The sequence below is a fragment of the Mycobacterium sp. TY814 genome, assembly GCF_030755175.1.
Taxonomy (GTDB): domain Bacteria; phylum Actinomycetota; class Actinomycetes; order Mycobacteriales; family Mycobacteriaceae; genus Mycobacterium.
Genome location: NZ_JAUFRY010000003.1, coordinates 163258 through 184719 on the forward strand (window position 1 = coordinate 163258; position 21462 = coordinate 184719).

General features: G+C 67.5%; 21 protein-coding genes. 13 read left to right on the top strand and 8 right to left on the bottom strand.

From position 1 onward, the window contains the following. Nucleotides 1-47 precede the first annotated feature (47 nt). The gene (dapD, locus tag QXH22_RS22000; RefSeq protein ID WP_306245434.1) at nt 48-1037 is read left to right on the top strand and encodes a 2,3,4,5-tetrahydropyridine-2,6-dicarboxylate N-succinyltransferase; all 990 of its coding nucleotides are present in this window, start codon (nt 48-50) and stop codon (nt 1035-1037) included. Here the strand turns inward: dapD and QXH22_RS22005 are convergent. After that, a complete protein-coding gene (locus QXH22_RS22005; RefSeq protein ID WP_306277006.1) occupies nt 998-2302 on the bottom strand; it encodes an MFS transporter in 1305 nt (434 codons plus the stop codon). The two genes, dapD and QXH22_RS22005, sit on opposite strands and share 40 nt — an antisense overlap. Before the next feature lie 118 nt (nt 2303-2420). Further along, on the bottom strand, nt 2421-2924 hold the full coding sequence (locus tag QXH22_RS22010; RefSeq protein WP_306245437.1) for a MarR family winged helix-turn-helix transcriptional regulator: 504 nt from the start codon (nt 2922-2924) through the stop codon (nt 2421-2423). 75 nt (nt 2925-2999) lie between these two features. Between QXH22_RS22010 and QXH22_RS22015 the strand changes: the two genes are divergently transcribed. Then, nucleotides 3000-3245, top strand: a complete 246-nt coding sequence (locus QXH22_RS22015; RefSeq protein ID WP_306277007.1) for a hypothetical protein — start codon at nt 3000-3002, stop codon at nt 3243-3245. An 89-nt stretch (nt 3246-3334) separates the two neighbouring features. On the opposite strand, the gene QXH22_RS22020 is transcribed toward QXH22_RS22015, so the two are convergent. From QXH22_RS22020 to QXH22_RS22045, 6 genes are all read right to left on the bottom strand, one after another. Beyond that, nucleotides 3335-4738 carry an acyl-CoA synthetase gene (locus QXH22_RS22020; protein WP_306245440.1) on the bottom strand — a complete coding sequence of 468 codons (1404 nt, stop codon included), beginning with the start codon at nt 4736-4738 and terminating at the stop codon, nt 3335-3337. Between the two features lie 10 nt (nt 4739-4748). Further along, nucleotides 4749-5561: a triacylglycerol lipase gene (locus tag QXH22_RS22025; protein ID WP_306245442.1), complete on the bottom strand. Its 813-nt coding sequence runs from the start codon at nt 5559-5561 to the stop codon at nt 4749-4751. 2 nt (nt 5562-5563) lie between these two features. Then, nucleotides 5564-6472 carry an alpha/beta fold hydrolase gene (locus QXH22_RS22030; RefSeq protein WP_306245444.1) on the bottom strand — a complete coding sequence of 303 codons (909 nt, stop codon included), beginning with the start codon at nt 6470-6472 and terminating at the stop codon, nt 5564-5566. A 114-nt stretch (nt 6473-6586) separates the two neighbouring features. Next, on the bottom strand, nt 6587-6796 hold the full coding sequence (locus QXH22_RS22035) for a hypothetical protein (RefSeq protein ID WP_306245445.1): 210 nt from the start codon (nt 6794-6796) through the stop codon (nt 6587-6589). Nucleotides 6797-6884: 88 nt separating this feature from the next. After that, on the bottom strand, nt 6885-9128 hold the full coding sequence (locus QXH22_RS22040; protein ID WP_306277008.1) for a CaiB/BaiF CoA-transferase family protein: 2244 nt from the start codon (nt 9126-9128) through the stop codon (nt 6885-6887). Beyond that, the gene (locus QXH22_RS22045) at nt 9125-10618 is read right to left on the bottom strand and encodes an aldehyde dehydrogenase family protein (RefSeq protein WP_371934292.1); all 1494 of its coding nucleotides are present in this window, start codon (nt 10616-10618) and stop codon (nt 9125-9127) included. Before QXH22_RS22045 ends, QXH22_RS22040 begins: the two co-directional genes overlap by 4 nt. 165 nt (nt 10619-10783) lie before the next feature. On the opposite strand from QXH22_RS22045, the gene QXH22_RS22050 reads away from it, so the two are divergent. The 11 genes from QXH22_RS22050 to QXH22_RS22100 all read left to right on the top strand — a co-directional run bounded on the left by QXH22_RS22050 (nt 10784) and on the right by QXH22_RS22100 (nt 21461). Then, complete coding sequence (locus QXH22_RS22050; RefSeq protein WP_306277009.1) at nt 10784-11959, top strand: cytochrome P450; 1176 nt, start codon at nt 10784-10786, stop codon at nt 11957-11959. 4 nt (nt 11960-11963) lie between these two features. Continuing rightward, nucleotides 11964-13166 carry an acyl-CoA dehydrogenase family protein gene (locus QXH22_RS22055; RefSeq protein ID WP_306277010.1) on the top strand — a complete coding sequence of 401 codons (1203 nt, stop codon included), beginning with the start codon at nt 11964-11966 and terminating at the stop codon, nt 13164-13166. Then, a complete protein-coding gene (locus tag QXH22_RS22060; RefSeq protein ID WP_306277011.1) occupies nt 13163-13705 on the top strand; it encodes a MaoC family dehydratase N-terminal domain-containing protein in 543 nt (180 codons plus the stop codon). The genes QXH22_RS22055 and QXH22_RS22060 overlap by 4 nt, the downstream gene beginning before the upstream one ends. Beyond that, nucleotides 13705-14112 carry a Zn-ribbon domain-containing OB-fold protein gene (locus QXH22_RS22065; RefSeq protein WP_306277012.1) on the top strand — a complete coding sequence of 136 codons (408 nt, stop codon included), beginning with the start codon at nt 13705-13707 and terminating at the stop codon, nt 14110-14112. The genes QXH22_RS22060 and QXH22_RS22065 overlap by 1 nt, the downstream gene beginning before the upstream one ends. Nucleotides 14113-14114: 2 nt before the next feature. Beyond that, the gene (locus tag QXH22_RS22070) at nt 14115-15230 is read left to right on the top strand and encodes an acyl-CoA dehydrogenase family protein (protein ID WP_306277013.1); all 1116 of its coding nucleotides are present in this window, start codon (nt 14115-14117) and stop codon (nt 15228-15230) included. Then, entirely contained in the window at nt 15227-15679 is a 453-nt protein-coding gene (locus QXH22_RS22075) for a MaoC family dehydratase (RefSeq protein ID WP_306245458.1), read from the top strand. Before QXH22_RS22070 ends, QXH22_RS22075 begins: the two co-directional genes overlap by 4 nt. After that, complete coding sequence (locus QXH22_RS22080; protein WP_306277014.1) at nt 15679-16848, top strand: lipid-transfer protein; 1170 nt, start codon at nt 15679-15681, stop codon at nt 16846-16848. The genes QXH22_RS22075 and QXH22_RS22080 overlap by 1 nt, the downstream gene beginning before the upstream one ends. An 8-nt stretch (nt 16849-16856) precedes the next feature. After that, a complete protein-coding gene (locus tag QXH22_RS22085) occupies nt 16857-17483 on the top strand; it encodes a TetR/AcrR family transcriptional regulator (protein WP_306245462.1) in 627 nt (208 codons plus the stop codon). A gap of 143 nt (nt 17484-17626) precedes the next feature. After that, the gene (locus tag QXH22_RS22090; RefSeq protein ID WP_306277015.1) at nt 17627-19933 is read left to right on the top strand and encodes a xanthine dehydrogenase family protein molybdopterin-binding subunit; all 2307 of its coding nucleotides are present in this window, start codon (nt 17627-17629) and stop codon (nt 19931-19933) included. After that, on the top strand, nt 19930-20478 hold the full coding sequence (locus QXH22_RS22095) for a (2Fe-2S)-binding protein (protein ID WP_306245467.1): 549 nt from the start codon (nt 19930-19932) through the stop codon (nt 20476-20478). The genes QXH22_RS22090 and QXH22_RS22095 overlap by 4 nt, the downstream gene beginning before the upstream one ends. Further along, nucleotides 20475-21461: a xanthine dehydrogenase family protein subunit M gene (locus tag QXH22_RS22100; protein ID WP_306277016.1), complete on the top strand. Its 987-nt coding sequence runs from the start codon at nt 20475-20477 to the stop codon at nt 21459-21461. Before QXH22_RS22095 ends, QXH22_RS22100 begins: the two co-directional genes overlap by 4 nt. Nucleotide 21462: the final 1 nt, after the last annotated feature.

Sequence of the window (21462 nt, forward strand, 5' to 3'; positions counted from 1 at the left end):
CTCCCAATGGCGAGCAGACGCGGAATCGCACTCGAGCGAGCTCGAGGATGCGATTCCGCGTCTGCTCGCCAGTCCCAGTACCCTTAGCGGTCGTGACTGGAGCTGCAGGCATCGGCCTGGCGACCCTCGCTTCCGACGGATCCGTCCTGGACGCGTGGTTTCCCGAACCCGAGCTGATCGAGTCGGAGACCACCGCCACCGCGCGGCTGGCATTGTCGGATCTGCCCGCGGTGCTGGGCGCGCTCGTCGGCCGCGACGACGACCGTCAGACCGAGACGATCGCGATCCGCACGACCATCAGCTCGCTGGACGAACCGGCCGCCGACGCCTACGACGCCTACCTGCGGCTGCACCTGTTGTCGCACCGCCTGGTGGCGCCGCACGGGCTGAACGCCGGCGGCTTGTTCGGGGTATTGACCAATGTGGTGTGGACCAACCGGGGCCCCTGCGCGGTCGAGGGCTTCGAAGCGGTGCGGGCGCGGCTGCGCCGGCTCGGACCGGTGACCGTCTACGGCGTCGACAAGTTCCCCCGGATGGTCGACTACGTGCTGCCTTCCGGCGTGCGCATCGCGGACGCCGACCGCGTGCGGCTCGGCGCGCACCTGGCCCCGGGCACCACCGTGATGCACGAGGGCTTCGTCAACTTCAATGCCGGGACCTTGGGCGCGTCCATGGTGGAGGGCCGCATCTCGGCGGGTGTCGTGGTGGGCGACGGCTCCGACGTCGGCGGCGGCGCCTCGATCATGGGCACGTTGTCCGGCGGCGGCGAAGAAGTCATCTCCATCGGCAAGCGCTGCCTGCTGGGCGCCAATGCCGGACTGGGCATCTCACTGGGCGACGACTGCGTGGTGGAGGCCGGGCTCTACATCACCGCAGGCACCAAAGTCACCACGCCCGACGGGAAGACGGTCAAGGCCCGGGAACTGTCCGGCGGCAATAACCTGCTGTTCCGCCGTAATTCGCTGACCGGCGCGGTCGAGGTGGTGTCCCGCGACGGTCAGGGCATCGCGCTCAACGCGGAGCTGCACGCCAACTGAGCCGGCTCCGCCAGGACCGTCCCGCTGGTTTCCGGCAGCAGGTACGTCGCGGCCAGGCTGACCAGCGCCAGCGTCGCCATCATCAACCCGATCGCCCAGCTGCCGTAATCGGAAAGCAGGGGCCCGGCGAGCAGCGGGGGCACCGCACCGCCCAGGATGCCGGCGAGGTTGATCGAGAGCGCGGTGCCCGTGTAGCGATACCGGGTCGCGAACAGCTCCGGGACGAACGAGGTAACGGGACCGAAAACGGCGCCGTCGACGGCGAACAACCCGGCGATCGCCACCGCGTACAGGGTGACATTGCGCGAGTCGATGAGCGGCATCACCAGCAACGCCCACGGCACACCCACCGCCCAGCCCACCAGAATGACTCGGCGGCGCCCGAAACGATCGCACAGCACCGAGGTGAGCGCTGCGGCCGCAATGCAGGTGAGCCCACCGAGTGCGCCCACCAGCAGAGTGACATTGCGCGAGTAGCCCAGATGCGTGACGGCATAAGCGGTCAGGTAGGTGCTGGCCAGATAGACCAGGCCGAAGCAGCCCAGCACGCAACCGGCGGCCAGCACGATCTCACGGCGCTGCAGGCGTAGCACCTCCGCGAATGGCGTTGCGCCAGCTGCATTCCGGGGCGTCTGCTGGGCGAATACCGGAGTCTCCCCGATGTTCAGGCGCACGTAGAGCGCGATGGCGATCAGTACCCCGCTGAACAGAAACGGGATGCGCCATCCCCAGGTCATGAACGCCGAACTGCCTTCTCCGATGGTGAAATTCACGCCGAGGAAGGTCAGACTTGTCAGCACCAGCGCGATTCCGCCACCGATCACCGTGAACATGCCGTAGCGGCCGCGCCGGCCGGCAGGGGCCGTCTCTGCGCTCAGCAGTGCCGACCCCGCCCACTCACCGCCGACCGCGAAACCTTGCAGCAGTCGCAGGGTGATCAGGATCAGCGGAGCGGCTGCGCCCACCGTCGCGCTTCCGGGCACCAGGCCGACCGTCACGGTGGACAACGCCATGATCAACAGGGTCGCAACCAGAGTTCTCTTTCGCCCCAACCGGTCTCCGAAATGCCCGAACACGGCCGCGCCCAGCGGCCGGGACAGGAAGGCGGTAGCGAATGTCCCCATCGACGCGACGGTGGCCATGGCCGGGCTCAGATGCGGATAGAACACGGTGGGGAACACCAGTGCCGCGGCCGTGCCGTAGATGAAGAAGTCGTAATACTCGACCGCCGAGCCCACCAGACAGGCCAGGGCAACCCGTCTCATGGGCGAAACGCAGGGGTCAACAACTGATGGACGCACAGCGTCTGAGACTAGGGCGTCAAATCCCCTCTACCGCCGTGAAAAAGCTGCGAAGATGCTGGTTCTTCGGGATAGATCCCGGCTATCCCCAGAGCTTGGGCGACCGGTAGACGTTGCTGGGGTCGTAGTCGATGCCGGCCGTGGACACGTCGCCGACCGCATGCAGTAGCCGCTCCAACTCGGCCAGGCCGGTGTCGCCGATACGTTCGGCGATGGCGTTGTCGAGGTCGGCCGCGGCGCGCCGCCGCGCGGTGACGTACTCGATTGCCTTCGGCGTCAGTACGACCACCTTCTCGCGCTGGTCTGTGGCCGACACCTCGGTCTCCACATAGCCGTCGCGGCGCAACTCTCCCACCACCTTGCTGGCCGCCTGCCGTGAGACGTCGAACTGCCGCCCCATCTCCGATATCGTCATCGGCCCCGGCTGCGCATAGAGGGCGAACACGTAGTTCATCGCGAAGCGCCGCTCCGGAAAGCCCGCTTCTTCCATGTCCTTGTCGATCCGAGTGACATAGCTCCACCAGGCCATCCGCATGCCCTGGCCAAGCTCGGTCTGAGGCGATCGCGGACTTTGCTCGTCAACCACCATTGACAAGGTACCGGACCCCCTCTTATAGTCGTAACTGTCAACCATGGTTGACGATTACGAAAGGAGCATGAGATGTTGAAGATCCGCGTCATGTCGGCCGGGCTGTTGTGTGCCGCCGGCCTGTCCCTGGCGGCTGCTCTGGCAGGACCGGCTGTGGCGACCGCCGCCCCGGGACAGCCCAATGTGGGCCCGATCCACTCCCCGGTGGGTCCGATGCGGCCCACCCCGCCGCCGACACACCCGATCTACCACTACACCGACGATCTGACTCACCCGGTCTGGTCGGTCACTCATCCCTTCTGGGCGATGGTTCCGTAACCACGCGCTCGTGCGTCGCCGGGGCCGCACACACACCGCCGACAAACCGTTTCGCGGTAGCTGTGCGCACCCCCGGCGGCCGGCGGGCATCAGCCTTCGGCCAGCAGTTGCTTCTTGAGCACCTTGCCCAGCGCGTTACGCGGCAGCGACTCGACGAAACGTACCTCACGTGGTCGCTTGTGCACCGAAAGCTGTTGCGCGACATAGTTGATCAGATCATCGGCAGCGGCGGAGCCGACGACGTACGCGACGATCCGCTGCCCCAGATCCTCGTCCGGCGGGCCGACCACCGCGACTTCCTCCACACCGGGATGACCGAGCAACACGGTCTCGATCTCCCCCGCGCCGATCCGGAATCCGCCGGACTTGATCAGGTCGACGGACTCGCGACCGACGATGCGGTGCATGCCGCCGCCGTCGACGACCGCCACGTCGCCGGTGCGGTACCAGCCGTGCGGGTCGAACGCCTCGGCGGTGGCCTCCGGACGGTTGAGATAGCCGTTGAACAGCGTCGGACCCCGAACCAGCAGCTTGCCCACCGTCTCTGCGTCGTGCGGAACCGGTTCGCCGTAGTCGTCGATCAACCGGGTCTGCACGCCCCGCAACGGCAGGCCCACCCAGCCCGGACGCCGTTCCCCGTCGGCGCGCGTCGACAAAGTGATCAGTGACTCCGAGGCACCGTAGCGTTCGATGGGCCGGTGCCCGGTCAGCTGCTCGAGGCGCTCGAAGACCGGCACGGGCAGCGCGGCGCTGCCGGAAACCAGTAGGCGCGCCGGGCGCAGCGCCTCGGCGGCCGCACCGTCGGCGACCACCCGCGACCACACCGTCGGCACCCCGAAATACAGCGTGCCTCTGGCCGCGGCGTAGCCGTCCGGTGTCGGTTTTCCGGTGTGCACGAAGCGGTTTCCCACCCGCAGCGATCCCAGCAACCCCAGCACCAGGCCGTGGATGTGATAGAGCGGCAACCCGTGCACCAGCACGTCGTCCGGTGTCCACTGCCAGGCTTCGGCGAGCGCGTCGAGGTCGGCGGCGATCGCCCGCCGGCTGACCTGCACGCCCTTGGGCAGCCCGGTGGTACCCGAGGTGTACACGACCATCGCCACCGAATCCGGTGACGGCTCGGCATACCGGTGCCAGGACCGCGCGTGCAGCCGCACCGGTATGTGCGGCAGACCCTCCGGATCGTCGGGCGTCGGCCCGAGCCACGCCTGGGCGCCGGAGTCGGTGAGCATGTGGCGGCGTTCAGCCACCCCCACGTCGGCCGGCACCGGCACCACGGGCACACCCGCGATCAGGCATCCGGTGATCGCCAGCACCGTCGATGCGGTCGGCGCGGCCAGCACCGCCACCCGGTGCGCGCCGGCCACCCGTTCGGCCACCGACGTCGCGGCACCGACCAGGTCGCTGCGACTCAGGGTGAACCCGTCGATCCTGACCGCGTCGGGGATGTCGGTGGCGGCAACGGCCGAGGGGTTCAGCGACGTCAGCAACACGTCTGGGACGTTACCTGTGCGGCTCGGGGAACAACGGGCGCAGTGCCGCCGGCGGCCGGAAGGGGGCCCAGCTGCCGGCCGGCTGTGCGAGCCGGTCCGCGATGGCCCAGATGGTGGCCGGGTGGTGGCCGTAGCCGATGTGGCTGCTGAGCACCGCGATGTTCTCGGCGCGGTCGGAGGTGGCGTCGACACACGTCTGCCAGGCGACCATGCCGTCGTAGCGCGAATAGATCGAGGTGGCCGGCACCAACAGAGGCTCGTTTTCCATGGACAGCGGCAATTCGTGCCGCTCCGCGTGCAGACGCGCGAACAGGTTGAAGTGGCGGGCGGCGCGGGACTGGCCTTCGTGCTGCATGCGGTACGGGCTGCCGAGCGTGATGACCTGCCGCACCGCCGCGGGATTGCGGCGGGCCAGCCTGCGCGCGAAGATGCCGCCCAGGCTCCAGCCGATCAGGCTGACCGGAGTGTCGTGCCGTTGGTGCAACTCGTCGAGCAGCGCGGACATACCGGCCACCACCTTGGTGGTCGGCCCGACGTTGACGCCCAGCCCCCAGCCGTGTGCCTGATAGCCGAGGCGAGTGAGCAGGCGCCGCAATGTCCAGGTGGTGCCGTCGCCGGCAAGCAGTCCGGGCAAGACCAAAACGGGATGTCCGTCGCCGGTCGGTAGCTTGCGCCGTAACGGCAGGGCGGCGACCAACTGGCCGTATTCCACGACGGCGCGCGGGATGTCGGTGAGCCAGAGTCCCAGCCCGGGGGCTTCGGCGGTGGCGTGACCCGACCAGGCGGGACGGTCGACGCCCGGGTCGGCGGCTTCGGTCAGCATGATCAAGCCTCCTCGTCCCACACCTTCATCAGCGTGGCCAGAATCTCCTCGCCGCGGCCGAGTCCGGCGAGGTGACTCTCGCCGGGCAGGTGGAACAGCTCGGCGTTGGGCAGGCGGGACACGACGTGCTCGCCGTGGGAGAACGGGATGATGTGGTCGTGGTCGCCGTGCCACCAGCGGACCGGGACCGTCACCTCCTCGAGCCGGAAGCCCCAGTCGCGGGCGAAGACGATGACGTCGTTGAACGGCGCGGCGAGCTGCTTGCGGCTGCCGTTGAGCAGATCGTCGAGGAACATCGCCTTGAATTCCGGCCGGGTGAGCAGATGGCGGTCGGCTTCGGGCGAGAGCAGCGCATAGACGTCCAGCGCCGGGGAGGCGATGGGGCGAGCGGCGCGGATCATCAGGCTCGCGCCGAGCCGCAACGGGTTACCGCCCAGCCGCAGCAACGGCGCGACCCGCAGCCCCAGGTTCATCAGGCCGCCGCTGATCGCGTCCGGCCCCTGGGTCGGCGCCACCCCGCCGAGCACACCGGCGGCCACCACCCGGTCGGCCAGCCCGGCGGCGCACGCGAGGGCGTACGGCCCCCCGCCGGACAGCCCGACGACGGCCATCTTGTCGATGCCCAGGGTGTCGGCGATGGCGCGCAGGTCGTCGGCGAAGGCCGAAACGGCCTCGTACTGGTAGGGCGTCGACGAGCCGATGCCGGGCCGGTCGACGCCGATCAGGCGGATGTTGTGGTGGTCGGCGTAGACCCGGGCCTCGGTCGGGATCTGCCGGCGGGCGCCGGGTGTGCCGTGCAGCCAGAAAACGGCGCGTCCCTGCGGCGCGCCGAACTCGGCGAAGCCGATCTGCCGGTCTTCCCCGACGGCGATGCTTCCTTCGATCTTGGGACGGGCGATCGCGACAACCATGCCGTGCAGCTTGTCATGCGGATGGGGCGCGATGCACCCCTTTCGAGCGGTTTCGGAACGTGATATCCGATACACTCTCGCATCAGATCGCGGATTTGTGCAGCTCAGAGGGTTTCAGTCGTTGGCCAGGTAGACGACGCGGTACCACTGCCGGGGCGGGTGCCCGCCGGTGTCCGCCTCGTCCAGCGGGGTGGCCGACGCCAGCCTGATGTCCGTCAGCTGCGGGTTCTGCATGCGGATGTAGTCCTCGAGCTGAGCGTCCCGCGCGTCTTCACCGAGGGCGCTGTCCGCGACCGCCCTGCCCTCGCACCTCTTCCACGTCACTCCGTCACGGTAGATGGCGCCGTCATGGCAAACCGCGCCGACCGTGAAGCTGGCTTCACGCCCGGCAGCGCGAACGGCAGGCCGAGTGTCAGTCGCCGGGCAGCCGCTCCCCGATGACCCGTTGCGCGCGCAGGGCCGTGAGCTCGTCGTCGGACAGGCCCAGCCCGCGCAGGATCTCGTCGTTGTGCTGGCCCAGGGTCGGCGCACCGGCGCGGTGGTGGCTCGGCGGCCCGGGCGTGATGCGAAACGGCCACCCCGGATAGCGCCGCGGTCCGGTAACCGGGTGGGTGAACTCCTGGTAGAACCGCCGCGCGTCGAGCTGGGCGAAGTCGTACATCCGGTCCCCGGTGGCCAGCTCTTCGGCCGGGATACCCTGTGCGCGAAGCGATTCGACGATGTCGGCGGAGTTTCGGGTACGCGTCCACCCGGCGACGAGGTCGTCGAACATGTCGTGGTCGAGCAGGCCCTCGTCGGGCAGCGACACCGCGACCCACACGTCCCCGTCGATCGTCGGGTACACGCCCTGCAGGTAGCCGCGCAGCCGGTTGCCGGGGCGCGGCAGCACGACACCGTTCATCGAATACTCGATCACCGGTTCGGCGGTCACGCACGCGGCGACCTCGATCTGGGCGATCTCGATCAGCTGCCCCTCGCCGGTCCGGCGCCGGTGCTCCAGCGCGGCCAGTAGTGCCACCCCGGCGTGCACACCGACGACGGGGTCGGCCGGACCCTGCAGGTTGCACGGCGGCCCCTCGGCGTAGCCGGTGGCTGCTGTCATCCCGGATGTCTGTTCGATGTTGAGTGCCCACCCGACGTAGTCGCGCCAGGGCCCTTCCAACCCGAAGCCGGGCATCCGTACCGCGATCACGTCCGGCTTGATCGCGATCAGGGACTCGTAGTCCAGCCCGAACTGTTCCACCACGCGCGGCGAGAAGTTCTCGACGACGACGTCGGCGTCGGCGGCCAACCGGTGAGCGATGTCGCGTCCGCCCTGTGCGGTGAGGTCGAGGGTGATGTCTTTCTTGTTGAGATTGGTCGCCTGCCACAGGGCGCTGCGCTCGTACCAGTCCTCACCTTCGAAGGGGTAGGCGCCCGAGTAGCGGTGCCCATCGGGACGCTGAATCGACTCGACCTTGATGATGTCGGCTCCGAAGGCGCCCAGATAGCAGGTCAGATAGGCGCCGGCCCAGAAGGTGCTCAGGTCGAGCACTCGCAGTCCGGCAAACGGCATGGAACCCGTTGCGGGCGGCCAGGATCGGCCGCTGCCCGACCACCGCGCCCGGCCACCCGGCCGCGGTGCCGGTTCGGGTTGCGCCACAGGGGTTTTGGACATCCGGAACGGCGCACCGGGACGCCGGAAGCCGGCGGTCTCGATGAAGAAGCCGCGCTTGGCGTACTGCGGGCAGTCCAGCACGGTGGCGCCGTCGTGGACCGGTGCGGCCGGTATGCGCATCGCCTGACACAGGTCGACGGTTTCGGCGACGGTGCGCTGTATCAGCAATGGCTCTGCCGCGGCGAAGAACTCGGCGCGTTCGGGACCGCCGAGCATGATCGCGATCTGGTGTTCGCCGTACTCCGGTAGCCCGAGCATCGCGCACACGTCGAGCCAGTGCTGCCCGGTCAGGCAGTTGATTCCCACCCAGCCGTCGGCCGCCCGCACCACGCCCAGCATCGGCGCGGACCGCTGATTCGGGGGCAGCCCCAGACTGCGCATGCGGTCGGACATCAGCATCGGGTAGGGCAACGTCGAGAGCAGCGCTTCGAACTCCGATACGTCGACCACGCGGCCGTCAAGCCGCAACGCCGTCAAGGCCCCCAGCGCGGCGTAGGCCCCGGCAACGTACTCGGAGATCCGGGCACCGGCCTGCACCGGCGGGCGGTCCGGGTCGCGGGCGCTGATCCACCCGGACACCGCCTGCATGGTCAGCGGGGTCGCGGCCCGATCACGCCACGGCCCGGTCCGACCGAAATGAGAAATGCTGACCTGCAACGCTTCTGAAGGCTCCAGCCCGAACTTCTGCAGCCCTCCGGGCGGCAGGTTCTCGATCAGGACATGCGCCCCCGCGACGAGTTCGCGGGCGTCCGCCTGCCCATCGGGCGTGGCGAGATCGAAAGTGGCACCGCGTTTGCCGGCGTTGAGATACTCGAACAGACCGCCGTGGCGGCCGGCGGCGGGCTCGGGGAACGGCCCCCAGAGCCGTAGTGAATCACCCTCGGGCGGTTCGATTTTGATGACCTCAGCACCGAGGTCGGCCAAAAGCTTTGCGGCGTAGGGACCGGAGATTCCGGTCGCGATTTCGACGACGTGCAGCCCCGTGAGGGGACCACTCACGCGGGCACTCCGATAGCCATCTGTTCCATGTACTGATACACCCCGCCGATTCCGCCGCCCTCCCGGCCCAGGCCGCTGAGCTTGAAACCGCCGAAGGGTGCGGCACCGGGGCCGCAGCCGTTGACCGCAACCTGCCCCGTGCGGATGCGGCGGGCCACGCTGACCGCGCGGTCCAGGTCGCCGCCCCACACCGAACCGGACAGGCCGTAACGAGAGTTGTTGGCGATGGCGACCGCATCGTCGTCGTCGCGGTAGCGCAGCACGCTCAACACCGGCCCGAACACTTCCTCCTGGGCGATCGCGGAATCGGGCTTGACGCCGGTGAGGACCGTCGGCTCGAAGTAGAAGCCGGTGTCCAGGCCGGCCGGCCGTCCGCCACCGGTGGCCAGCTCGGCGCCCTCGCGCAGCGCTCCGGCGACGTGCGCCTCCACCCGGCCGCGCTGGGCGTCACTGATCAACGGACCCATCTGCACATCGAGATCGGCGGGATCCCCGACCTTGACGTCCCGGGCCAGTCCCACCAGCCGCTCGACGACCTCGTCGTGCAGGGAATCGGGCAGCAACAGCCGGCTCTGCAGAATGCAAGCCTGGCCGGAATGCATTGAGCAACAGTCGAACAGCATCTTCTGCAGCATGTCGTCGGTGACGTCGGCGTCGTCGAGGACGATGCACGCCGACTTGCCACCGAGCTCCAGCAGCAGCCGCTTCAACGAGTCCCCGGCGGCGGACATCACCTGGCGGCCGACGACGGTGCTGCCGGTGAAACTGACCATGTCGATCCGCGGATCGGTGGTGAGCAGCTGGGCCGCCTCTAGTCCCGACGGGGTGACCACATTGACCACACCCGGCGGAAAGTCGGTGTGCTCGTCGATGAGTCGCGCGAGGGCGAGCCCGGCCAGCGGGGTGAGCGGTGACGGCTTGAGGACAACGGTGTTGCCCGCAGTCAGCGCATGGTTGAGCTTCATGACGTTGAGCAGGTGCGGGAAGTTCCAGGGCGTCAGGACCGAGACGACGCCGAGTGGCACGTGGCGCAGCACCGTCTTCCCGGCGCCGATCCCGGTGACGGTCTCATCGGCGAGCTGGGTGGCGAGTTGCGCGGCATGCATGGACATGAACGCGGCACCGTCGATCTGCATCATCCGTTCGTTGGCTGTGCAGCCCCACTCCACCTGGGACAGCGCGAAGAAGTCGTCGGCATATTTGAGCAGCGCGTCGCCCAGTTGGCTGAGACAGTTCGCGCGCTCCTGCGCACTCATGGTGGCCCACGGCCCCTCGTCGAACGCCCGGCGCGCGGCACCGACAGCGTCACTGACCTGACCGACGCTCGCGTCCGGTGCGGTGGCGATGACCTGTTCGGTGGCCGGCGAGATGTCGTCGTAGCGGCCGTCTTCGGGTTCCACCCAGGTGCCGTCGATGTACAGCTGATAGGTGTCGATCAGTCCACTGGGCGGTAGTTCGGCCATCTGCTTCCTCACCCCAACGTCGGTCATCTATCAACCTGGTGTACACCCGCCGGGACCCGTGGTCAATGATCCCCATGATGAATTGCAGGCGATTTCAATGCGTTGTCTTGCTGTTGACAGCGCAGCGTGACCCAGAGTAGACACGACCCACAGGACACTTTGTGGCAATGTGTCGGATTGCAGGGAGGCGCTGTGCTCACCGATGTTCCCCTGCACTCCCCCGATTTCTACGCCGGCGACCCCTACCCGGCCTACCGGGAGCTGCGCGCGACCTCGCCCGTGCACTGGAACAACGACACCGGATTCTGGGCGTTGTTGAAGTACGAGGACATTCGCTACGTCTCCGGCAACCCCGCGCTGTTCACCTCGACCAAAGGCATCTCGATACCGGATCCGAACGTGCCGAACCCGGTGCAGGAGGGCAACCTCATCTTCACCGACCCGCCGCGGCACCGGCAGATGCGCAAGCTGATCAATTCCGGTTTCACCCGGCGGCGCGTCGCGGTCCTCGAACCGAAGATCCGCGAAATCGTGGGCGGCATCCTCGATCGGATCGAACCGGGCTCGGTGTACGAGTTCGCCGAACAGATCGCCGCCCCACTGCCCACCCGGATGATCGCCGAGCTCATCGGCGCCCCCGCCGAGGATTGGGAGCAGTTCCGGGCCTGGTCGGACGCCGCCACCGGCACGGCTGATCCCGAAATCGAACTCGACGCCTTCGTGGCCATCGGCCAGCTCTTCGAATACTTCCAGAAGCTCATCGCGGCACGGCGCGTCGAACCGCGCGACGACCTGCTGTCAGTGCTGGCCGATGCCCAGATCGACGAGCACCGCCTGACCGACGAGGACCTGCTGAACTTCTCGTTCCTGTTGCTGGTTGCGGGAAATGAGACCACCCGCAACTTGATCGCGCTGGGCACCCTCGCGTTGATCGAGCACCCCGACCAGTGCCGCCTGCTGATCGAGGACCCGACGCTGATTCCCGGTGCGGTGGAGGAGATGTTGCGCTGGACCAGCCCGGTTGTCAGCATGTCGCGGGTGGCGAGCGCCGACACCGAGATTCGCGGCCGGCTGATCCGCGAGGGTGAGGTGGTCGCCATGTTGTACGGGTCCGCCAACCGCGACGAGGATGTCTTCGGCGCTGACTCAGAGGAATTCAGGGTGACGCGTCACCCCAACCCCCACATCGCGTTCGGATGCGGCGAACACTCCTGCATCGGAGCGCAATTGGCACGGCTGGAAGCGACGGTCTTCTTCCAGGAGTTGCTGCGCCGCTATCCCCGGCTCGAGCTGGCGGGTGACGTCGACCGGATGAAAGCCACCATGGTGCCCGGGGTGAAGCGGATGCCCGTTCGGCTGGGGGCCTGAGCCGGTGCACCTGGAATACACGCCCGAGCAGGAGCAGCTGTGTGCGGAGATACGGGCCACGCTGGAACAGGTGATGACGCCCGAGCGACTGGCGGCGATCGGCGAGAACATCGAGGGCGGACCGGCGGTGCGCGACACCGTGCGTGCACTGGCGCAGGCCGGCCTGCTGGGCGTCGGCTGGCCGAAAGAATATGGCGGACGCGGCTTCTCGGCGATTGAGCAGTTCATCTTCTCCGAGGAGGCCCGCCGGGTCGGCGCGCCGATCCCGCTGGTGACACTCAACACCGTGGGCCCGACGCTGATGCAGCAGGGTACCGAGGAGCAGAAGCAGCGGTTTCTGCCCGCGATCCTGGACGGCAGCGTCGAATTCGCGATCGGCTATTCCGAACCCGGAGCCGGCAGTGATCTCGCGTCGATACGCACCACCGCCGTCCGCGACGGTGACGAGTACGTGATCAACGGCCAGAAGATGTTCACCAGCGGCGCCGCCTATGCCGACTACGTCTGGCTCGCGGTCCGCACCGACCCGAATGTCAAGAAGCACAAGGGCATTTCGATTCTTATCGTGCCGACCTCGTCGCCCGGGTTCTCGTGGCAGCCGCTGCACACCATGCCCGGCATCTCCACGTTCTACACGTTCTACGACAACGTCCGGGTGCCGGTGAGCGCACTGGTCGGTGAGGAGAACCAGGGCTGGCAGCTGATCACCACCCAGCTCAACTTCGAGCGCGCCGCGCTGGGCAACCTCGGGGCACTGGAGCCGCTGTGGGAGAAGACGCTGCAGTGGGCCCGCGAGACCGAACTCGACGGGGGGCGGGTCATCGACCAGCCCTGGGTTCAGCTCGCGCTGGCCCGGGTGGAAGCTCAGGTCGCCGCCTACAAGCTGGTCAACCTGCGGGTGAACGCGGCCATGACGAAGGGCATTCTGAATATGGGCGAAGCGTCGGCGGCCAAGGTGTTCGGCACCGAGCTCACCCAGCAGGTCGCCCGGCAGCTGCTGGAGGTGTTGGACGGCAACGGGATACGTCGCGGCAAGCAGGCGCCACTGCGGGGCGCGCTGGAATCGGCGTACCGGCAGGCGGTGATCAACACGTTCGGTGGCGGTGCCAACGAAATTCAGCGTGACATCATCGCCATGGCCGGCCTCGGCATGCCGCGGGCCCCGCGTGATCTTCGAGCAACCGAGAAGTCAGGAGGAACTCAGTGACCGACGCTGAGCTACAAGCCAAGGTGCGGGCCCTGGTCGGCCAACCCACTGGAGGCACCGGAAAGCCCCAGCTGGCGCCCGATCCGGTCAATCAACCGATGATCCGGCACTGGGCGCACGCGCTTGCCGACTTCAATCCGGTGTACCTCGACCCGGATTTCGCGGCGACGTCACGGTTCGGCGGCATCGTGTCGCCACCGGTGATGCTGCAGACCTGGATCATGCCGTCGCCGAAGCTGGAGGGGATCGGCGAGCGCGGCGGCGCCCCGGTCGAGATCGCCGCGAACCCGACGGCGTTTCTGGATGAGGCCGGATACACCAGCACCGTGGCCACCAACTCCGAGTTCGAGATCGAGCGTTACCCGCGGTTGGGCGACGTCATCAGCTCCACGGCGGTGTACGAGTCGGTGTCGGAGGAGAAGACGACCGCGCTGGGCACCGGCTTCTTCCTCACCTGGCTGACCACCTATACCGACCAGCACGGTGAAGTGCTGGGCCGGCAGCGATTCCGGGTCCTGCGATTCAAGCCGGCCAACTGATGGCCACCCGACTGCCGCCAACGGTCAGCCCGGACTCCGAGTTCTACTGGAACGGGTTGCGGGACAACAAGCTGCTGATCCAGCGCTGCAGCGGCTGCGGCACCCTGCGCCATCCGCCCCGGCCGATGTGTCCGCACTGCCGCTCGCTGGAATGGGAGGCGGTCGAGTCGTCGGGCCGCGGCACCGTCTACAGCTATGTGATGCCGCACGAGCCCCGATTCCCGTTCTTCGAATACCCCTACGTGGTCGCCCTGGTGGAACTCGAGGAGGGCATCCGGGTGGTGTCGAACCTGACCGACGTTGAGCCCGCCGAGGTCACTGTCGGTATGCCTGTCGAGGTGTACTTCCGGAGTTTCGACGGGGCCAGTGAAGACCTGGTGTTGCACCAGTTCCGGCCGAGCGGCTAGTCATGGACTTCACCTTCACCGAAGAGCAGGACACCGTAGCCAAGCTCGCCCGCGAACTGTTCGAGCGCCGCGCCACCCCCGAGCGGCTGACCGAACTGGAGGCCGGAGTGCGCTTCGACCAGGCGCTCTGGAAGGAACTGGCGGCCGCCGACCTACTCGGCACCGCTCTGCCGGAATCAGTGGGCGGCAACGGCGGCGGCTTCGTGGAACTCGGGGTGCTGCTGGCCGAGGTCGGGTGGGGCGTGGCCGCGGTGCCCGCCTATGCGACCTTGGTTCTGGGCGCCGATCCCATTGCACGCCAGGGAAATCCGGAGCAGCAGCGCCGCCACCTGCCCGGTGTCGTGGCCGGCGACCGTATCCTGACGGCGGCTCTGGCCGAACCGGGACGCTCCGATCCGAGGTTTCCGGCCACCACCGCCCGGCGCGATGGGACGAGTTGGCGCCTGGACGGTGTGAAAGAGCTGGTACCCGCCGCGCAACTGGCCGACACCATGCTGATCCCGGCTGTGACCCCGGACGGCGATACGGCGCTCTTCCTGCTGGCCACCGACAGTCCCGGTGTCGACGTCCGTCCCGTGCCGACCACCAGCGGCGAACCGCATGCCGATGTATTCCTCGACGGCGCAGTGGTTTCCGGGCAGGACCGGCTCGACGGCGACATCGAGTCGCTGCACACCCGCGCCCTGGTCGCCCTGTGCGCCATCCAGCTCGGCGTCGTCGACCGGGCTCTGCACATCGCGGCCGGCTATACCAGTGAGCGTGAACAGTTCGGCCGGCCGATAGGCAGCTTCCAGGCCGTGCAACAGCGCATGGCCGACGCCTTCATCGACGTCGAAGCGATCCGGTGGACCACCTGGCACGCGGCGTGGCTGCTCGCCAACGGCCGCCCGGCCGACCGCGCCGCCCGCATCGCCAAGTTCTGGGCAGCCGAGGCAGGCGCCCGGGTGGCCGCCACCGCCCAGCACGTGCACGGCGGCATCGGGATCGACACCACCTATCCCCTGCACCGTTATTTCCTGTGGGCCAAGCACAACGAACTGACCCTCGGCCCGGCGTCCCAACAGCTTGCCCACCTGGGCGCGACGTATGGCGCGACCTATCCGGAAGGACCCGCATGACCGCCACCCACACCCGCACCACAACCCTGCGCTGGCAGGACATCTCCGAGGGTGACGAGGTCACACCCATGGACATCCCGATCACCACGACGATGATCGTCGCGGGCGCGATCGCCTCGCGGGACTTCATGCCCGTGCATCACGACCGCGACTACGCCAACAAGCAGGGGTCGCCGAACCTGTTCATGAACATCCTGACCAGCAACGGCTACTGCGTGCGGTTCCTCACCGACTGGGCCGGACCCGAGGCGATGGTCACGAAGTTGTCGATTCGCCTTGGCGTGCCGTGCTTTCCGGACGACCCGTTGCGCTTCACCGGGACGGTGACGGGCAAGACCGAAGGTACTGGGGGCGAGAACTTCGTCGAAGTGACGTTCCAGGCCGCCAACAGTCTCGGCAACCACGTCTCCGGCACCGCGATGCTCAGCCTGCTGGACGGAGCCGCCTGATGAGCAGTGCCCTGCCCGGCGCGGCGGCCATCGTCGGGATCGGCCAGACGGAGTTCTCGAAGGAATCCGGGCGCAGCGAACTGCAATTGGCGTGCGAAGCGGTCAGCGCGGCGCTCGATGACGCCGGGCTGGCGCCCGGCGACGTCGACGGCATGGTCACGTTCACCATGGACTCCAGCGACGAGATCGAGATCGCCCGCAACGTCGGCATCGGCGACCTGAGCTTCTTCAGCCGGGTGCATCACGGTGGTGGCGCGGCTGCGGGCACGGTCGTACACGCGGCGATGGCGGTCGCCACCGGCGTTGCCGACGTCGTGGTGTGCTGGCGTGCCTTCAACGAACGCTCCGGCTATCGTTTCGGCGGCAGCGGTCGCACCGACCTGGGGACGCCGCTGTTCATGGCGCACTACGCGCCGTTCGGATTGCTCACGCCGGCGGCGTGGGTGGCGATGCACGCGCAGCGGTACATGTCGACCTACGGGGTCACCAACGAGGATTTCGGCCGCATCGCCGTCGTCGACCGGGCGCACGCCGCCCGCAACCCCGACGCGTGGTTCTATGAACGCCCCATCACCCTGGAGGATCACCAGAATTCGCGCTGGATCATCGAACCGGTGCTGCGCCTGCTGGACTGCTGTCAGGAGAGCGACGGCGGCGTCGCGATGGTGATCACCAGCGCCGAACGCGCGCGGGACCTGCGTCAGCCGCCGGCCATCATCACCGCGGCGGCCCAGGGTGCGGCCGCCGACGGCGAAATGATGACGAGTTACTACCGCGACGACATCACCGGGCTGCCCGAAATGGGCGTCGTCGCCGAGCGGTTGTGGCGTGATTCGGGCCTCAAACCGGCCGACATCCAAACCGCGTTCATCTACGACCATTTCACCCCGTTCGTGTTCACCCAACTCGAGGAGCTGGGCTTCTGCGGACGCGGCGAGGCCAAGGACTTCGCCACCATCGAAAGGCTGTCGCTGGGCGGCGATTTCCCGATCAACACCAACGGCGGGCTACTCGGCGAGGCGTACATCCACGGCATGAACGGCATCACCGAAGGCGTCCGCCAGGTGCGCGGCACGTCCTACAACCAGGTGCAGAACGTCGAACACGTTCTGGTCACCTCGGGTACCGGTGTGCCCACCAGCGGCCTGATCCTCGCCGGGGCCGATTAGGTGCGGTCATGACCCAGGCGTCCACTTCAGCTGCGGGAACCGATACCCGGGAGGTCATCCTCGACGCCGCGTACGCCTGTTTCCGCAAGCAGGGCCTGCTCAAAACGACGATCGTCGACATCGCGAGGGAGGCCACCGTCTCCCGCAGCACCATCTACGAGTACTTCCGCGACAAGGGTGCCATCCTGGAAGCCTGCGCCGAGCACGCCTCCGAGCAGTTCTACCGCGAGATGTCGCGGGCCATGGCCCGGGGCGCTTCACTGGAGGAAAAGCTCTCCAACGCAGCGGTATTCGTCACCCAAGCGCGCCGCGCCATCGCCTCCGAGGAGTACTTCGACGAAGACGCGATCAGCCTGCTGCTGACCAAGGACGCCGCCCTGCTGCTGCGCGAATGCGTCGACTTCTTCGCGCCGTACCTCTCGGCCGCCAAACTCACCGGCGAGGTACGCAAGGACCTCGACATCGAGGCAGCCGGGGAATGGTTCGCGCGCATCCTGTTCTCGCTGTTCAGCACCGCGTCGCCGATTCGGGATATGGACGATCCCGGCGTGGTGGCCGCGTTCGTCAGCGCCTTCGCGGTACGTGGCTTCGCCGGCGATCGCCCCCGGCCGCGCCGGGTCACCGAAGGCCATTGACCCGCCTGCAAGCTTCTCGTGCAGTCGCACACCCTGACACCCCGTCGTACCCTGTTGGGACACGTTCGGCAGGATCCTTGGCAACGTGGCGGATGCGGGACGGCTGATCCAGAACCGGCTGCAGCACGGGAGGGGTGAGCAGCGTGTCAGAAACGGCGATCGGTCGCCCCGTCGACAGGGTGGACGGCGTCGACAAGGTGACCGGGGCGGCCCGATATGCTGCCGACACGGACGTAACTGGGCTGCGGTACGGCGTGCTCGTGCAGGCGGGCATCTCGCATGGCCGGGTCACTCGAGAGTCGCTGGAGTCCGCGGTCGCCGCCGCCAGTGCCGCGCCCGGCGTGGCCTGTGTCCTGACGCCGCTGAATTGCCCTGCATTACAAGCCGTTCCAGGTGATATCAGCTGGGATCTGCCGGTGGAGCGTCGCCCGCCGCTGGCAGATCTCACGGTTCAGCACTACGGCCAACACATGGCTCTGGTGGTTGCCGACACATGGGAGAATGCCACACTCGCCGCGTCCTCGATGCAACTGGAATACCGCGAACTTCCAGCAACACTCACGGCGCAGCAGGTGGTGCTCGATAACCCGGAACCCGCACGCGGCGGCGGTGACGCCATGATCCGCACCGGCTGGTATCGGCCCGACCATTTTGTGAAACTGCCGGAGGAAAAGCTTCAGGACCGCCGCGGCCCTGCAGACGAGCCGAACACCGGGACCCGGATCAGCGCGCGGTTCACGACACCCGAGAACGCACACTATCCGATCGAACTCGCGTCCTGCATCGCATCCTGGGAGGGCGATCGGCTGACGATCCACGACAGCACGCGCTGGATAGCCGGCGAACGTCGGGTCCTGGCAGCGCATCTCGGAATCTCCACCGACCAGATCCGGATCATCTCGCCGGTAGTGGGCGGCGCATTCGGATCGAAGAGCTTCCTGTGGATGCATGTGGTGCTGTGCGCGCTGGCCGCGAGAATGGCACGCAGCCCGGTCAAGCTGGTACTGAGCCGCGACCAGATGTTCACCTCGACCGGGCATCGTCCGCCCACCGAACAGGATTTGCGACTGGTCGCTGACGACAGCGGCCGGTTGGTCAGCATCGAGCACCACACCCTGACCACCACCTCGACCGTCGCGCACTTCTGCGAACCGGCGGGACTGTCCACCCGCTTCCTGTATCAGTCGCCGCGGCTGGTGGTCTCCCACACCGTCGGCAGAACTCACACTCCGACACCATGTTTCATGCGAGGGCCGGGCGAGGCTCCCGGTCTGTTCGCGCTCGAGGTGGCGATGGACGAGCTCGCCTACGCGCTCGGGACGGACCCGGTGCACTTGCGGTTGCTCAACGACGCACCCCAAGACCAGGCAACCGGCAGGTCGTGGTCTCAGCGCCATCTACTGGACTGCTATCGCCAGGGCGCCGAACGGTTCGGCTGGCCGTCACGACCCGTGTCGCCTCGTTCACTGCACCGCAATGGAATTCAGGTCGGGTGGGGTATGTCCACCGCCACCTATCCCGGGCGCAGGATGCCGGCGGGCTGCCGCGTCACCACCGACCGCGATGGTCATCTGATCTTCGCTTCGGCCACCCACGAGGTGGGCAATGGCGTGCGAACGGTCATGTGCCAGCTCGCCGCGGATGCCTCGGGCATGCCGCTGGACCAGGTGTCTTTTGTATCCGGAGACTCCTCTTTCCCGGAAGCGCCGTACAGCGGCGCATCGCAAACCACCGCGACCGTCGGTTCCGCGGTCTACGAGGCCGCGCAAGAGTGGAAGCAACGCCTGCTCTCGCTGGCCGTGACGGATCCGCAGTCTCCCTACTTCGACTGCAATCCGGGCACTCTCGACGTCAGAGCGGGAGCGGTGGTCAGTTCGGACGCGGCGATGCGTCCCATGCAAGTCACCGCGCTACTGGCCACCGCGTCGCCTGAGCTGCTGGCGGGTTTGGACTTCGTGCGGGTCAGCGATGGAGGTCCCACGGACGGGCCCGTCCCGCAGTCTTTCGGTGCTCACTTCTGCGAGGTCGAAGTCGACGAACAGATCGGCCGCGCGACGGTCACACGATGGGTCGGGGTGATGGACTGCGGCACGGTCATCAACCCGAAACTGGCTCGTAGCCAGGTGATCGGGGGAATCACCTTCGGACTCGGCATGGCGCTCATGGAACACGTGCCGTACGACCCGGACACGAATCACGCATTGGGCGAGTATTACGTCCCGACCCACGCGGACGTCCCTGATTTCGACATCTCTTTCATCGACAGCGCCGATCGCCAGCTCGATGCGTTCGGGGCGCGGGGCATCGGCGAGATCGGCATATGCGGCGTGCCCGCGGCGGTAGTCAACGCCATCTTCCATGCCACCGGCCGACGGCTGCGCGACCTGCCGATCACCCTGGAAAACCTGATGTCCCCGTTCACCTCCGAGGTCGAAGAGGTCCGCCGATGACTCCTGCCGCTCACCCGCACCCCATCGAGTTGACCGTCAATGACACCCCGCACACCGTCGCCGCCGACATCCGGTCCACCCTGCTCGACCTGCTTCGGGAACACCTGCACCTCACCGGCACCAAGAAGGGCTGCGACCACGGGCTCTGCGGGGCCTGCACGGTAGCGATCAACGGCGAACGCGTACTGAGCTGCCTGACACTGGCGGCAACGATCGACGGAGCCGACGTCACGACCATCGAGGGCCTCGCCGATGGCGACCGGTTGCACCCGCTGCAGGAAGCGTTCATCGAGCACGATGGATTCCAGTGCGGATACTGCACATCCGGGCAGATCAGCTCCGCGCACGCACTGCTGCGCGAACATGCCCGCGGCGACCTGTCGGTGGCCTCCTTCGACGAAACTCCGGCCGACATCGCCGAGGGCCCGGAGCGGCTGACGCACAACGAGATTCGGGAACGTATGGCGGGCAATATCTGCCGCTGCGGCGCGTATCCCAATATCGTCGCCGCGATTGCCTCCTGCCTGGACGGCCGCGATCGATGAGAACGTTCGAGTTCTACCGTGCCGCTTCGACACAGGACGCCATCGCCCGCGCCGCGACCGGCGCAACGTACTACGCGGGCGGGACGAATCTCCTCGATCTGATGAAACGGGGAGTAGAAGAACCCGCATCCCTGGTCGACATCGGCAGGCTGGATCTGCGCCACATCACCACAACTGAGCGCGGCGGCGTGCTGATCGGCGCCGGCACCACCAACAGCGCCATCGCCAATCATCACCTGATCCGCAGCCACTATCCCGTTCTGTCCCAGGCGATCCTGTCCGGCGCCACCACCCAGCTGCGGAACATGGCCACCGCCGGCGGCAATCTCATGCAACGGACCCGCTGCGCCTACTTCATGGACCCGGCGTTCCCTGCCTGCAACAAGCGGCAGCCCGGCTCAGGGTGCGCGGCACTCACCGGCTTCAACCGTGAACACGCGCTGTTCGGTGCCGGCGACACATGCGCCGCCGTGCACCCGTCCGACATGGCCGTCGCGTTGGCGATTCTGGACGCAGTCGTGCATGTCGAGTCGCCCGCGGAGACCCGCGTCATCCCGATCGGAGAATTCTTCCGGCTGCCGCACGATGACCCGCAGCACGACAATTCGACACGGCCGGGCGAACTGATCACCGGGATCGAGCTTCCTCCCTCCCCCTACGCGCAGAACTACTGGTATCTCAAGGTGCGTGATCGACACAGTTACGCGTTCGCCCTGGTATCGGTCGCTGTCGGACTCGCCGTCGTCGACGAGACGGTCGAATCCGTATCGATCGCCCTGGGCGGGGTGGCCGCCATGCCTTGGCGCGTAACGGAAGCCGAGGCGGCCCTGACGGGGAAGGCGCCCGTTGCGGAGCACTTCCTGGCGGCCGCCGAGCTTGCGCTCGAAGGTGCAGTCCCGCTGAGCCAGAACGGCTTCAAAGTGGATCTGGCCAAGCACAGTGTGATGCGGGCACTTCACCGCGCGGCAGCCCGCACCGGATGAC